Source organism: Streptomyces sp. NPDC047043 (assembly GCF_040644055.1).
In the GTDB taxonomy this organism is placed as follows: domain Bacteria; phylum Actinomycetota; class Actinomycetes; order Streptomycetales; family Streptomycetaceae; genus Streptomyces.
Map to the genome: position 1 here is coordinate 20,954 of NZ_JBEYVO010000038.1, position 13,772 is coordinate 34,725.

A 13,772-nucleotide genomic window follows, 5' to 3' on the forward strand; every position below is an offset into this window, starting at 1 on the left:
GCCGGGCCCGGCGGCGGAGACGCGTCCCCGCGGCCGGAGTGACGCGGTCGGGTGTTCCCTCTGGTCCCCATCCAGCGTCCGGTCCTTGTCGAACCCGACATCTGCGGCTCCCGGAGGCAGGGCGTGTGACCCACCTCATGGAGGTGCGGTCAGGGTAGGGCCGTGACGCCCACTCGCCCAACCCTGCATTCCGCTCACCGGTACGCAATGTGCGGCGCCCCGCGATGCCCGTGTCCGTCGAGCGCCCCGTCTCCGCCGCCGGCACCGGTGACCGTCGACGGCCGGGGCGGGTGCTGCCGTCGGTGCCGGTGCGCGCCCGTGGTCTCGCGGGTCCGGGCGTCGCGGGCGTCGGCGGGATCGACCTCGCTGTCCGGAACCGGCTTGCCGTCCCTGGCCCGGCCTCGTCCGCTCCGGGGCTCCACGGCAGAGCGCCGACGGTCGGACCACGGGCGCTGTTCCGAGCGTCGGGGCGCCCCTCGCGAAACCCTCGCTCAGGCCCCGTAGACCGGAGCCGGAGCCGGGGCGTCGGCGAGCAGTTCGCGGACCGCCGATCCGACCTCGTCGGGAGCCCAGCGGCGGTCGCGTGTCCGCTGCGGGCCGTGCTGCCAGCCGTCGGCGAGGCCGAGCACCCCGCCCTCGGCTTCGAACACCCGGCCGGTCACGTCGCCGGAGTCCGCGGAGGCCAGCCACACCACGAGCGGTGAGATGTTGCCGGGGTGCATGCTGTCGAAGCCGGACTCCGGTACCCGCATCCTGTCGGCGAAGGCATCGACGGCCTCCGTCATCGGCGTGCGGGCGGACGGGGCGATCGCGTTCACGGTGACGCCGTAGCGGGCGAGTTCGGCGGCGGCGATCACTGTGAGGGCGGCGATGCCGGCCTTCGCGGCACCGTAGTTTCCCTGGCCGACGCTGCCCATCAGCCCGGCGCCCGAGCTGGTGTTGACGATCCGGGCGTCCACCGGATCCCCCTGCTTGCTCCGCTCCCGCCAGTAGGCGGCGGCGTGGCGCAGCGGCGCGGCATGCCCCTTGAGGTCGACCTTCATCACCAGGTCCCACTCGGCCTCGGTCATGGAGACCAGCATCCGGTCACGGTTGAGCCCCGCGTTGTTGACCAGCGCGTGCAGTGTCCCGAACTCCGCGACCGCCCGGCCGACCAGCCGCTCGGCGTAGTCCCAGTCACTGATGTCGCCGAGGTCGGCGACCGCCGTCCCGCCGGCAGCGACGATCTCCTCGGCCACCGCCTTCGCGGTCTCGCCCAGGTCGTTGACCACGACCCGCGCGCCCTCGGCGGCCAGCGCCAGGGCATGCTCCCGGCCCAGCCCCTGACCGGCGCCGGTCACGACGACGACCCGGCCCCGGCAGATCCCATCGCCGTATCCGCTCGCGCTCGCGGTCCGCTGGTCGGTGTTCTCGGATCCGGTCACAGTCCCGCTCCCTCGCCGATGCCGTCGGCTGCCCCGGTGAGTCCGAGCCGCCGTGCGATGAACTCCCGGTGTTCCGCCGGGCCGCCCCAGTCCGCGGCGAGCGCCCAGGCCCGCTTGGCGTACAGGTGGAGGTCGTACTCGGTGGTGTAGCCCATGGCGCCGTGGCACTGGATCGCCGTACGGGCCACCGCCCGCGCCGCGTCCGAGGCGAGGACCTTCGCCATCGCCGTCCGCACCGCTGCCTCGGGGTCCCCGGCCGCCTGAGCCCAGCCCGCCGCTAGGACCGCCGGACGGGCGAACCGCACAGCGAGCTCCGCATCGGCCAGGGCGTGTTTCACCGCCTGGAACGAGCCGACCGGCACACCGAACTGGTGGCGCTGCCCCACATAGCTCACCGTCAGATCGAGCATCCGCCGGCTGAGCCCGACGAGGAGGGCGGAGGTCGCCAGCACCCCGCGCCACCGTGCGGCGGCCAGCGCGTCCGCCCCCTCGGCCAGCGGCAGCCCCACGCCGGCCGGGGCGGTGACCCGGGCGAGCGCGCGGGAGCCGTCCACCGAGCCGACCGGCTCGACGCGCACCTCGTCCCGCCGGTACAGCAGCAGCCGGTCCTCGTTCGCCACGGCGATCAGGTCGGCGTGCGCGGCGAAGGGCACCGGGGCCCCGGGCACGAGCGAGACCGTCAGCGAAGCCGATCCCGAGAGCACGTCGGGGAGTTGGCGTGCTCCGGCGGCGGCGAGCAGCGGGGCGCCGACCGCCACCGTCTCCGCCGCGGGCACCGGCAGGCCGCTGTGGCCCAGGACCTCCATGAGCGGGGGCAGGGCGTTCTCGTCGAGCCCGAGGCCCTCCGCGCCCTCCGGCACCAGGGCGGCGGTGACGCCGACCCCGGCGAGGGTGCGCCACACGGCGTCGACCTCCTCGGTTCGGCCGCCGGGCCAGCCGGCCCTGATCCGGTCGGGACCGGCCCGCTTGGCCAGCACCTCTCCGGCGGCCTCGGCGAGGGCCGCATCCTGTTCGGCCACTGCGAAGCGCATGGTGCGCCGTCACCTCCTCGGCAGGCCGAGCAGCCGCTCGGCGACGATGTTGCGCTGGATCTCGTTGGTGCCGGCGTAGATGGGCCCCGCCAGGGAGAACAGGAAGCCGCGGCTCCAGGGGGTGTCGACCTCGGCCTCGGGCCCGAGCAGGTCGACGGCGGTCTCGTGCAGGGATATGTCGAGCCGGGACCAGAACAGTTTGTTCAGGCTGGACTCCGCGCCGATCTGCCGTCCCTCGACGATCGACGTGACCTGGTCCAGGGTGAACAGCTCGTAGGCCTGCGCCTCGATCCACGACTGCACCACCCGGTCCCGGTGTGCCCCGGGTCCGCCCGGCGTGGTGCGGGCGAGGTCGAGCAGCCGGTCGGCGGCGTGCAGGAAGCGGCCGGGGGAGCGCAGGGTCAGCCCGCGTTCGGAGCCGGTCGTCGCCATGGCCACCCGCCAGCCCTCCCCGACCCCGCCGAGTACGTCGGCGTCGGGGACGAACACCTCGTCGAGGAACACCTCCGCGAACCCCTCGTCGCCGTCGAGGCGTTCGAAGCCGCGGACGGTGACACCGGGGGCGTCCAGCGGGACCAGGAAGTAGGTCAGCCCGCGGTGGCGCTCGGCGTCCGGGTCGGTGCGGAAGAGACCGAAGAGGTGGGTGCAGAAGGCGCCGCGGGTGGTCCACGTCTTCTGGCCGCTCAGCCGCCAGCCCCCGGAGTGCTCGTCGCGGACAGCCCGGCTGCGGGTCGCGGCCAGGTCGCTGCCCGCGCCGGGCTCGGACCAGCCCTGTGCCCACAGGTCCCGGGCGGACGCCATCCGGGGCAGGATGCGCCGCTGCTGCTCCTCGCTGCCGTACGCGAAGACGGTGGGCGCCAGCAGGAAGATGCCGTTCTGGGTCACCCGGGAGGGAGCCCCGGCCCGGTGGTACTCGTCCTCGAAGATCAGCCACTGCCACAGCGAGGCGTCCCGGCCGCCGTACTCCTCGGGCCAGGAGACCACCGCCCAGCGGGCCTCGAAGAGTGTGCGCTCCCACTCCAGATGGGCGGCGAAGCCCTCCCGGGTGTCACCCGACGGCAGCGGCCTGTCCGGTACGTTCGCCGCGAGCCACTGACGGGCCTCGGCCCGGAAGGCCCGCTCCTCGTCGCTCCAGGTGAGGTCCATCGGTCACCCCTTCGCGTCCGTGGCGCGGCCGAATGCGTCACGGACCTCGGCGGCGACACCCGACAGGTTGACCTCGAACGTGAATCCCTGCTCGTAGCGGTAACTGCGCTTCACGTCCCACAGGTCGATGCCGTTGAAGGCCTCCTTGGCGGCCCGGATCACCACCGGGTTCTTCCCGGCGATCTGTGCCGCCACCTCCAGGGCCCGCTCCCGTAGCCGGTCGCCGGGCACGACGTCGAGCACCGAACCGAAAGCGTGCAGTTCGGCGGCGGACGCGGTGGCGCAGGTGTACATCATGGCCCTGGCCTTGTGCTGCGGGACGAGCCGGGACAGGTGGGTGGCGGCCCCCAGCGCGCCGCGGTCCACCTCGGGCAGCCCGAAGTACGCGTCCTCGGCCGCGACGATCACGTCCGAGTTGCCGACCAGGCCGATCCCGCCGCCCACGCAGAAGCCCTGGACCGCGGTGACGACCGGCACCGCGCAGTCGTAGACCGCGGCGAACGCGGCGAAGCAGCCGCGGTTCACGCCGATGATCGCGGTGTGGCCGGTGTCGGCCTGGAGTTCCTTGATGTCCACGCCGGCGTTGAAGCCGCGGCCCTCGGCGCGCAGCAGCACGACCCGTACGTCCGGGTCGCGGCCGAGCCGCTCGACGGTCTCGGCCAGCCGGAACCAGCCCGCCACCGGCAGGGCGTTGACGGGCGGGCAGTCGACGACGACCTCGGCGATGCCGCGCTCGTCGACCGTGGTCCGGATGATGTCAGTGCCCATGGGGACTCCGTGGAGTGTCGGGGCGCCCGGGGAGGGCCGCTGGGATGGGGGCTGGAGGAGGGACGGGACGGTCGGGTGGGGCTGCGAGGGCCGGGGCGTCCGGGAGGGCGCGAGGCGCCGAGGTTGCCGGGTCGGCCGCGGTCAGCGAGGGGCCCGGGTGGCCGCGAGGGAGCGAGGGCGAGAGGGGCCGGGGCGGGAACGTAGGGGCGGCCCAGGCGCTTGGGCGCCCGGCATGATCGGGGCGGGCGGCCGGGGACCGGGGCGGGCCGGGGCGGTGGCCGGAGGAAGGCCGGCGGGCCGTCACTCCCGAGCCTCCGGCGCGGTGAGCCGCGTCAGTACGGCGTCGGCCTCCGCGACGATTCCCTCGATGAGCTCCTTGCAGCTGGGCAGGTCCTCGATCACGCCCGCGATCTGGCCGGAGGCGAGTGTGCCGAGGTCGGTCCTGCCGTCGACCATGCTGGCCCGCAGCATCATCGGCGTGTTCGCCGCCATCAGGACCTGGGACCACCCCAGGTCGTGGCCGCGGCGCATGGCCAGGCCCTCGCGGACCATGTCGGACCACGACGTGCCGGACGTCCTGCGGAAGGCGACGGCGTGCCGCAGGGAACGGACGAGACGCGCGGGCGGCCGTTCCTTCAGGAGCCGTTCCACCGGGTCGGTGCGCAGCACCCGCTGGGGTATGCCGTCGAGAACCGGAGTGACGACGGTGTCGGTGACCCCGCGTCGGAGGTACTCGGCCTTGACCGAGTCACGCACCGTGCTGTCGCTGGTCAGCAGGAAACGGGTGCCCATCGCGATACCGACGGCGCCCTGTGCGAGCGCGGCCACCAGGCCGCGGCCGTCACGGAAGCCGCCCGCCGCGATGACCGGGATGTCGACGGCGTCCACGACCTGCGGGACCAGGATCGAGGTGGGTACGCCACCGGTGTGCCCGCCCCCCTCCGCGCCCTGGACGACCACCGCGTCCACGCCCCATGCCTGCACCTTCTCGGCGTGGCGGCGGGCGCCGATGGACGGGATGACCACCAGCCCGGAGTCCTTCAGTGTGCGGATGACGCGTTCGTTGGGGGCGAGTGCGAAGGACGCGATCCGCACGCCCTCGCGCACCAGCAGGTCCCCGCGCTCCAGCACGTCCGGCGCGTCGCCGCGCATGTTCACGCCGAACGGGGCGTCGGTGCGTTCCCGCACGGCGCGGATCGCGTCCCGTGTCTGTTCCAGGGTCAGCGTCGCGCTCGCCAGGATGCCGAGTCCGCCGGCCGCCGCGGTCGCGGCGGTGAGCTCGGGGCCCGAGACGTACCCCATCCCGGTCTGCACGATCGGGTAGCGGACGCCGACCAACTCGCACAGCCGGGTGCGCAGGGCGGGGTGAACGGGATCGACGGGGTCGGTCATGCCGGATCTCCTTCTCACGCCGCTCGCCCGAACCGGGGCGAGGTCTGGGCCGTTGTGCCCGCAACGTCATTCGCGACGCGGGGAGTTCGCGGATCGCCGGACCGTCGGGCCCGGCGTCGAAGGACTCCCCGCGGGATCGTACGGATACGCACTCTACCAAGCGCTTGATTGGTTGCGTAGGTCTTCACGCAGGTCGGCGGTCGAGGTGCGCCGGTAGGGGAACCGGCTCTGTGCCTCCGCGCCCCTGGCGAGTCCCCGCGTCCTCGGCGCGGCCCCGGCCGACGCGCCTGCGGCCGACCGGGGTCCGGGCTCACCGCCGCCGGCTCTCAGGGGGGCCGAGGTAGGTGTCCTTGAGTCCGCCGGTGTCGATGACGAACTTCTGCACCGCGAGTGTGGGGTCGACCATCCAGTACCGCAGTACGTGTTCGCCCGCGGTGGTCACGGTCCACGTGGTCGCGGTCCGGTTGCAGGCGCTGACGGCGTTCATCTCCCATCGCGTGTTGGGGAAGGCCACGCCGGCGGTGATGTCGACGGTCTGCGGGGCCTGGTCGTCCACGGAGACCGCGTAGTGGAGCCCTGTGCCGTAGGAGGTGTTGTTCCGGGGCAGCAGGTACGCCCAGACCGTGAGGTCCCCGGGGTCGGTGAGGACGAACCGGTAGTCCAGCCGGGGGCCGCCGCCCCCCGGTGTCTGGACGGGCGCGGTGGCCGGCAGCGTGGTCATGCCGGATCCGGTGCGGCCGATGTCGGGAATGCGCAGCCAGGTGATTCCGTCCGCGCCGACCACCTCGGTGGGGTGCTCGGCCTCCATCGAGACGTACCCGCCCGCTTCGACGAACGCCGAGGCGCCGGACGGCAGCGGGGGGTTCTGGACGACCGCCTGAACGGTCACCGTGCGGTCCGCGCCGGTGACCGTGACGGGAATCCGCGTGGTGCCCCCCGGTGCCTGTGACCAGTCCACCCGGAGGGTGATCCGGGTCTCCTTGCGGACGGTACCGGAGGGAGCGCTGGGCTTGAGCCACGTCGCGCCCGTGGTCACCTCGTAGGCGAACGGGGTGGTACCGCGGTTGAAGACCTCGATCCACTGGGCGGGCCGGTCCTGGTGCGGGCTGAAGGGGGGCAGTTGTGCCGTGTCGGTGGCCTGGGGCCACCACTGGCTCGCCCCGTCGATCGCCACCCCCATCTCCGCGCCGGACGGGACGGTGATCCGCTGCAGCGCCGGGAAGATCACGTCGGGGCTCGGGGGCTGCGCCCAGCTTGCGGAGTCGCCGTAGCGGGCCTTGTCGCCGTAGTCGAACTTGGTGTCGGCCTGCCAGCCGGACCACTTCCCGCCCGCCAGGGTCTCGTTGTAGTACTTCGCCATCGCCGCGTCGTCGGCGAACCGGGCCTCGGCGGCGTCGGCGTAGTCGTTCGTGGCGGCCCTGCCCTGAGCGGCGTAGCGGATGTTGTGGAACTCGGCCCAGCGCAGCGCCCACAGGTTCGCGGTCGCCTTCACCGGGTAGCCGAGGAGCTCGTGGAAGGCGTCCTGGCGGTCGGCCGGGAGCCGTTTCGCGATCCGGTCGGCGAGCGCGGCGGCCGCCTTCCACTCCGCTGCGTGCAGGTCGAGTTCGGCGTAGTGGTCCATGTCGAACGGAACACTGCTCAAGGAGACCGAGATCGCACCGCTCGGGCCGAGGGTGTAACGCCGGTTGCTGCCCTCCGGCTTGCAGCGGCCCTGGAGGTGCTGGTAAGTGCGCAGCAGTTCCGCGACCGCGGGTGCCGCAGCTTGGCCGAAGTGGAGGTCCGCGTACTGCCGGCGCCACTCCGTCAGCCGGTCGGCCGGCCACGCACCGGGGTTCCACGCGTAGTCCATGAAGAACGTGGTGGGTGCCTCCAGGCTCTTCACGTCACCGACGTTGACGACCCAGAGCTGCCGCACCCCGTAGCTGTGCAGGGTGTGCAGCTGGTCCCAGGTCCTGGCGAGGTTGACGGTGTCGACCCACTTGTAGCAGCGGCCGCCGCCGTTGAAGTCGAAGTGGTAGTAGACCCCGTATCCGCCGGGTCTCGGCTCGGCGGTCAGGTCGGGCAGTTTGCGCACGTACCCGTAGTTGTCGTCGCAGAAGACGACGGTCACGTCCTGCGGAGGGCGCAGGCCCGCCACCCAGTAGTCCTGTACCTCCGTGTAGAGGGTGAACACCTGCGGCACCGACGTCACGTCGGGGTTCAGCTCCTCGGCGATGACCTGCCGCTCGGCGGCGATGATCTCGTTCATCAGGTCGGTGCCCGGCCCGTCGGGCAGTTTGGTGTCGCCGTTGCCGCGCATGCCGAGGGTGACGATCCCCTCGATGTCCTGGTCCTTCATGCGCTTGATGCCGTCGCGCCAGTACGCCTGGACCGCGTCGCGGTTGCGGACGAAACTCCACTCGCCGGTGCCCCCGTAGGCCTTGGGGGCGCGGTTCCACTCCTCGATACCGCGCATCATCGGCGCTTCGTGGGAGGTGCCCATCACGACGCCGTAGCGCGTGGCGGTGGCGTGGTTGTCCGGATCGTCGAGAGCGAAGGCCCGCCCCCATGTCGCCGGCCACAGGTAGTTGCCCTTCAGCCGCAGCAGGAGCTCGAAGATCTTCTCGAAATAGAGGTGGTTGAGCCCCTGCGGCTGGCCGGGGTCCTTGCCGGGTCCGAAGACCTTGGGCGCCCAGTCGCCCGTGCTCGGGTTCTCGTTGTTGATGAAGATGCCGCGGTACTTCACCGCCGGGGTGCCCTGGGTGTGGCGGCCGGGCAGGACGTAGATCTCGTCGCGGTGGACCGGCGGCACGTCGTCCCACCAGTACCAGGGTGAGACGCCGATACCGCGGGAGACGTCGTACACGGCGAAGATCGTGCCCCGCTGGTCGCTGCCGGCCAGGACTAGGGCCCGGTCCACACCCGGCAGGGGTCTGTCCACCACCGCCTGCAAGGACGTCTCCCACTTGCCCTCGATGTCGCTGACGTCGAGCTTTCCGGCGGCGACCAGCCCGTCCACCAAGGGGCTGCGGCCGATGGTGCCGACGATGACGATCTCCTTCCGCTCCGGCACGGCACCCTCGGAGACGGCCGGACGGACACCGGTGACCCGCTCGATGTCGGCCTGCAGGTCACCGACGACGCGCACCACACCCGGCCAGTCGTCCCCGCTGACCACGAGGGGCGCAGCCCGGCCGGCCCGTACGCACGGAAACCTTCCCGACCCTGGCGCGAACGAGATGTACGACCCCGTACCCGCGGGATGTCCCGGCGCGATGGCGGTCGCCGCCGACGCGTTGGGGGATGCCCCCAGGACGGCGCCGAGCGAGCCGGCCGTGGCGGCTCCCACCGCCATCCCCACTACGGCTCTGCGGCTGACCGGGATGTCTGAGGAACCCGGCGAGGAACTGGTCATGGCAACCCCTTGTCGTGACTTCGAAGGACGGGAAGGGTGCGGAAGCGCTGAGACCGTGATGTGTGGCGACCGGAAATGTCTACACGTAGGTGAACGGGTGCCTACAGAAGTCCGGAAGACAGGCACACTCGTATTCATGTATATGAACAGATGGTATAATCGTGAACACCGAACGTAAGGGGTCTGCCCGTAGAGGTCAATAAGCTTGCAGGTCGTCGGATGCGGCCACGCCTGGAGTGCCGCCGGAGCCGGGCCATCGTCCCGCCATGGAACCGATCACATTCGACTGCGAGTACCTGCATCCGCGCGTGGACCGGGGGGTGTTCGAGCAGTTCGGCAATCACGGTTCCGGGTTCGGGTGCCACTGCAGCGGCTCGGGGCGCCGGCGCACTGCGATGTGAACGCCGCGCTCTGCGGCACTGACCAGGCCGCCTTCGCCTACGAGGTGGCGGCGCTCGCCGACCGGAGAGTGGTCTGACATGGATCCGCTGGAACCGCGGGTCTTCCGGCACGAGCGTGTGCACATCCAGGTGCACCACGGGATCCTCGAAGTCTTCCGCCGCAGCAACGTCGTCGGGCCGTACCGGTACCCGTTGGACTGGGTGACGGTGCGTGCCGAGGCACGTCGAAACGGCGTGACACGGCTGTACTTCGGCATCGCCGAGGACCTGGGCGAACCGATCTACGCGAGTGGGCCGGGCGCCGCGCCGGTGTTCTTCCGGCACGAGATCCCGACCGCCGACGAGCCGCTCTACCGCGCCTTCTTCACCGAACTCGCCCGCCTGGCCGACCGCCCGATCATGCCGTAGGGGCGAATCCGGGCAGTCGACGCCTTGTTGCGGGCGCCGGCTGCCCCGGGCACCGGCTCCCTCGCCCCGGCCCCTACGGCAACACAGTCCCCGGGGCACGGGATGCGCGACCGGTCGATGCAGCCGCAGCCCCGCTGGGCGGGCGACGGGTGACGAGCCGGCGGCCCGGTCATCCGGCCCGGCCGAAACGAACCCGCCCGCCGGTGAGTACGGCCTCCCCCTCCCGGGCCACCTCGAAGGCCGCTCCGTCCCCGTCGGAGTCCCGCCAGGCGGTGACATCGAGGGTGTCCCCGGGGAGGACGGGTGCGGCGAACCGGCCGTCCACCTCGGCCAGATCGGCGGGGTGGGCACCGAGAACGTCGGCGAGCCGCAGGACGGCGCCCGCCAGGGTGCACAGCCCGTGCAGGATCGGACGCGGCTGCCCGACGGCGGCCGCGGCGACCGGGTCGACGTGGATCAGGTGCCGGTCGCCGGTGAGACGGTACAGCGCCGCCTGTGCCGGGAAGGTGTGCTGCCGCGTGCGGTGGCTGGGGTCGCCCTGGGGCGCGGGCGGGCGGCCCGGACCCCGTTCGCCGCCGAACCCGCCCCGGCCCGGGGCGAAGACCGACCAGACCGCGTGGAAGTAGGCGCTGTCCACCGCCACTTCGAAGACGGCCGCACCGCCCTTGTCCCACACCTCGGTCACGGCGGCCGAGCACGTGACCTCCCCGGTCGGGGGCAACTCCTTGTGGACCGTGAGCCGTTGCGCCCCGTGCAGTGCGGTGCCGTCGCCGAACGCCCCTCGCCCGGCCAGGACGTCGGGGGCCCACTGGGCCAGGGAGAGCGCGAAGGTGGGCAGCACCCGCAGCCCGCGCTCGAACACCAGGTCAAGATCCTCGACGGGGCGGGCGCCCACGGCGAGCGCGTAGAGCATCGCGTCCCGCTCGTCGTAGGAGACCGTCCTGGTGCCGAGATCACGGCCGCGCCACCTGCCGGCCGATCCGGGCTCTCCCCGGTCCGTCGCATCACCCGTCCGGTCGTCCATCGCCTGGCCCCTTTCATCGTCCAATCAAGCGCTCGCTTGGTCAGGCGGAGGGTAGGGAACGGACCCGGAGCAGTCAACGGCGCTGGTGGCTCGGCCCGTTTCACCCCGTCCGGCTCCCGCTCAGTGAGAGTGGGCCGATGTCCGGCCGGGGCGGGCGCGGTAGGCAGGGGACGCGGAGCGAAGGGAGCCGGACATGTGGGTGGTTCGGGAGCGTCGGGCCTCACGGCGGCCGGTTCTGCGCCGTACCGCGGTCGGGACCGGCCGCGGGGGCGCAGGTGTCCCGCACGGGGCGGGAGACGGGCCCCGGGCGGCCGGTGCGCCGGAGCGGGCGCTATGACCGCGCGGCCGTGCCGTGAGGCCGACGTGCGCGCGTGGGACGGCGAGGCGGACGTCGTGGTCGTCGGATACGGCGTGGCAGGTGCCGCCGCCGCGATCGGCGCCGCCGTGGAGGGCGCCGACGTGCTGGTCCTCGAACACACCGGAGGCTGGGGCGGCGCCGCCGCGCTCGCGGGCGGATTCGTCTACCTGGGCGGCGGCACCGGCGTGCAGAAGGCCTGCGGCTTCCACGACACCCCGGAGGCCATGCACCGCTTCCTGACCGCCGCCATGGGACCGGCGGCCGACGCCGCCAAGATCGAGGTCTACAGCGAGCGCAGCGTCGAGCACTTCGACTGGCTGGTGCGCTGCGGGGTGCCCTTCCGCGCGGCTTTCTACGACCGCCCAGCCTGGGAACCCCCGGGCGACGAGGGCCTGATGTACTCCGGTGGCGAGAACGCCCACCCGTTCGCCGACATCGCCCCGCCCGCTCCGCGCGGACACCTGCCGCGCATGGCGGACAAGCGCACCGGCGAACGGGGTGCCGGTTACCAGCTCATGCTGCATCTCGCCACCACCGCCGAGCAGACGGGAGCCCGAGCGCGCTACGGCATCCGCTTCCTGCGGCTCGTCGTGGCCGACGACGGCCGCGTGTGCGGAGTGGTCGCGCGCAGCCTCGGCGAGGACGTGGCCATCCGGGCGCGCCGCGGTGTCGTCCTCGCGGCCGGGAGCTTCACCTTCAACGCGGACATGGTCGCCCGGCACGTCCCGGCGCTCGGCGGGCGCCCCGGCTCGGCGGTCGAGCAGCACGACGGCCGGGCGATCCGGGCCGCGCAGGCCGTCGGCGCGGACACCGCCCACCTGTGGGCCTGCGAGGCAGCCGTACACACCGACCCCGGCCTGATGATCCGGGGCGTCGTCGTCAACGGCCGCGGCGAACGCGTCATCAACGAGGACACCTACCCCGGCCGCATCGGCCAGGAACTGCTCCTCCACCACGGCAGCCAGAGCTTCGTGGTCGCCGACGAGGAGGCGGCCGACGGGGCTGCCGCCGACCGCGCGGGCACGTCGATGCCGCTGCCTCCGCCGACCTGGGTCTCCGAGGACATCGCCGAACTGGAGCAGGCCATGGGCGTGCCGCCCGGAGCACTCGCGGCCACGCTCGGTCTCTACAACCGGCACGCCGCCGAGGGCCGCGACCCGGTCCACCACAAGGCCGCTGCGTGGGTACGTCCGCTGCGCCCGCCGTACGGGGTCTACGACCTGCGCGGCCAGACCTCCGGATTCACCCTGGGCGGCCTGCGCACCGACGTCGACGGCGCCGTCCTCGACGTCGACGGGGAGGCGATCGAGGGACTGTACGCGGCGGGGCGTACGACCGCCGGGATCGCCGCGGGCGGATACGCGAGCGGGATCTCCCTCGGCGACGGGAGCTTCTTCGGCCGCCGTGCCGGACGCGCGGCGGCACACGGGTGAGGCGAAGCCGCGGGACGCGCAGGAGGCGGCGCGACTGCGCACGGGAGGACGGCGGGGCGGGCGCCCGGCTCGACGTACACACAGGCCAGGGGACCGGAAGGGAGAGGCCATGCCCAGCTCAGTCGAGGTGTTCGGCGGCGGAACCGCCGTGATCACGGGGGCGGGCGCCGGCGTCGGAGCGGGGCTCGCCCGGCACGCCGCGCTCGCCCTCGGGATGAACGTCGTCCTCGCGGACGTCGACGAGGCCGCGCTGGAGCACACCTGCTCCGGCATCACGCGCGACGGGGGGCGGGCGACCGCGGCCGTCGTGGACGTGCGGGACGCGATCGCTGTACAGGCACTGGCCGACCGTGTGGTCAAGGAGTCCGGACCCGTGCGCCTGCTCGTCAACAACGCGGGCATCCTGCAGTTCGGCTACCTCTGGGACACCCCGGTGGCCAACTTCGAACGTCTGGTGTCGGTCAACATCAGCGGCGTGTTCCACGGGATACGGGCCTTCATGCCCCATCTGCTGGCCCAGTCCGAACCGGCCTGCGTGCTCAACATGGCGTCCGTCGGCGCCGTGACCGCGTGGCCGCTGCAGACCCCGTACATCATGAGCAAGCACGCCGTCCTGGCCATGACCGAGTGTCTCCACCAGGAGGTCGGCCTGGCCGGAGCCGGGCACATCCAGGTGGGCGCGGTGCTGCCCGGGGCCGTGACCTCACGCATCTTCGACCGGGCGGGCGGCGTCGACAGCGGTGACCTGGCCGCGGCCGAGCAGGAGCGCGAGGCCATGTTCCGGGTCCGCGAACGGGCCATCGGCGCCGAGGAGGCCGCCGCGACCGTCCTGCAGCAGGCCGCCGACGGGGAGTTCTACATCGTCACCCAGCCGGAGTCGGTGCTGGCCGCCATGCGCGACCGCGCGGAGCAGCTGACCGCGCGCCGCCCGCCCGCCCCCGCGCGCAGCCGCTTCACCACGCCGCCGTCCCAGTGAACCCTGCCGCAGTCCCA

Annotated in this window: 10 protein-coding genes; 3 read left to right on the forward strand and 7 right to left on the reverse strand. The window is 72.9% G+C overall.

From position 1 onward, the window contains the following. Nucleotides 1–491: 491 nt before the first annotated feature. The 6 genes from ABZ880_RS44020 to ABZ880_RS44045 all read right to left on the reverse strand — a co-directional run bounded on the left by ABZ880_RS44020 (nt 492) and on the right by ABZ880_RS44045 (nt 9,155). A complete protein-coding gene (locus ABZ880_RS44020) occupies nt 492–1,424 on the reverse strand; it encodes an SDR family oxidoreductase (RefSeq protein ID WP_361275852.1) in 933 nt (310 codons plus the stop codon). Then, complete coding sequence (locus ABZ880_RS44025) at nt 1,421–2,455, reverse strand: acyl-CoA dehydrogenase family protein (protein WP_361275854.1); 1,035 nt, start codon at nt 2,453–2,455, stop codon at nt 1,421–1,423. The genes ABZ880_RS44020 and ABZ880_RS44025 overlap by 4 nt, the downstream gene beginning before the upstream one ends. 9 nt (nt 2,456–2,464) lie before the next feature. Continuing rightward, on the reverse strand, nt 2,465–3,601 hold the full coding sequence (locus ABZ880_RS44030) for an acyl-CoA dehydrogenase family protein (protein ID WP_361275857.1): 1,137 nt from the start codon (nt 3,599–3,601) through the stop codon (nt 2,465–2,467). Nucleotides 3,602–3,604: 3 nt separating this feature from the next. Then, nucleotides 3,605–4,369 carry an enoyl-CoA hydratase family protein gene (locus ABZ880_RS44035; RefSeq protein WP_361275860.1) on the reverse strand — a complete coding sequence of 255 codons (765 nt, stop codon included), beginning with the start codon at nt 4,367–4,369 and terminating at the stop codon, nt 3,605–3,607. Nucleotides 4,370–4,669: 300 nt separating this feature from the next. Further along, nucleotides 4,670–5,761 (reverse strand): nitronate monooxygenase, encoded by a 1,092-nt coding sequence (locus ABZ880_RS44040; protein ID WP_361275863.1) that lies wholly within the window; start codon nt 5,759–5,761, stop codon nt 4,670–4,672. A 310-nt stretch (nt 5,762–6,071) separates the two neighbouring features. After that, nucleotides 6,072–9,155: a glycosyl hydrolase 115 family protein gene (locus tag ABZ880_RS44045; protein WP_361275865.1), complete on the reverse strand. Its 3,084-nt coding sequence runs from the start codon at nt 9,153–9,155 to the stop codon at nt 6,072–6,074. Nucleotides 9,156–9,634: 479 nt separating this feature from the next. On the opposite strand from ABZ880_RS44045, the gene ABZ880_RS44050 reads away from it, so the two are divergent. Next, nucleotides 9,635–9,964 carry a hypothetical protein gene (locus ABZ880_RS44050; protein ID WP_361275868.1) on the forward strand — a complete coding sequence of 110 codons (330 nt, stop codon included), beginning with the start codon at nt 9,635–9,637 and terminating at the stop codon, nt 9,962–9,964. Between the two features lie 169 nt (nt 9,965–10,133). Here ABZ880_RS44050 and ABZ880_RS44055 read toward each other — a convergent pair whose 3' ends face one another. Continuing rightward, entirely contained in the window at nt 10,134–10,988 is an 855-nt protein-coding gene (locus ABZ880_RS44055; RefSeq protein ID WP_361275871.1) for a MaoC/PaaZ C-terminal domain-containing protein, read from the reverse strand. 333 nt (nt 10,989–11,321) lie between these two features. Here ABZ880_RS44055 and ABZ880_RS44060 point away from each other — a divergent pair, with 333 nt between their 5' ends. Both ABZ880_RS44060 and ABZ880_RS44065 read left to right on the forward strand, forming a co-directional pair. Then, nucleotides 11,322–12,779, forward strand: a complete 1,458-nt coding sequence (locus ABZ880_RS44060) for an FAD-dependent oxidoreductase (protein WP_361275872.1) — start codon at nt 11,322–11,324, stop codon at nt 12,777–12,779. 109 nt (nt 12,780–12,888) lie between these two features. Beyond that, nucleotides 12,889–13,755, forward strand: coding sequence for an SDR family NAD(P)-dependent oxidoreductase (locus tag ABZ880_RS44065; protein WP_361275875.1), 867 nt, complete (start codon nt 12,889–12,891; stop codon nt 13,753–13,755). The last annotated feature ends 17 nt before the right edge of the window (nt 13,756–13,772 follow it).

What these genes read in the sequence shown, in the direction of transcription:
- ABZ880_RS44025 (WP_361275854.1), bottom strand. Translation starts at nt 2,455, where the DNA reads ATGCGCTTCGCAGTGGCCGAACAGGATGCGGCCCTCGCCGAGGCCGCC.
- ABZ880_RS44030 (WP_361275857.1), bottom strand. Translation starts at nt 3,601, where the DNA reads ATGGACCTCACCTGGAGCGACGAGGAGCGGGCCTTCCGGGCCGAGGCC.
- ABZ880_RS44035 (WP_361275860.1), bottom strand. Translation starts at nt 4,369, where the DNA reads ATGGGCACTGACATCATCCGGACCACGGTCGACGAGCGCGGCATCGCC.
- ABZ880_RS44040 (WP_361275863.1), bottom strand. Translation starts at nt 5,761, where the DNA reads ATGACCGACCCCGTCGATCCCGTTCACCCCGCCCTGCGCACCCGGCTG.
- ABZ880_RS44045 (WP_361275865.1), bottom strand. Translation starts at nt 9,155, where the DNA reads ATGACCAGTTCCTCGCCGGGTTCCTCAGACATCCCGGTCAGCCGCAGA.
- ABZ880_RS44050 (WP_361275868.1), top strand. Translation starts at nt 9,635, where the DNA reads ATGGATCCGCTGGAACCGCGGGTCTTCCGGCACGAGCGTGTGCACATC.
- ABZ880_RS44055 (WP_361275871.1), bottom strand. Translation starts at nt 10,988, where the DNA reads ATGGACGACCGGACGGGTGATGCGACGGACCGGGGAGAGCCCGGATCG.
- ABZ880_RS44060 (WP_361275872.1), top strand. Translation starts at nt 11,322, where the DNA reads ATGACCGCGCGGCCGTGCCGTGAGGCCGACGTGCGCGCGTGGGACGGC.
- ABZ880_RS44065 (WP_361275875.1), top strand. Translation starts at nt 12,889, where the DNA reads ATGCCCAGCTCAGTCGAGGTGTTCGGCGGCGGAACCGCCGTGATCACG.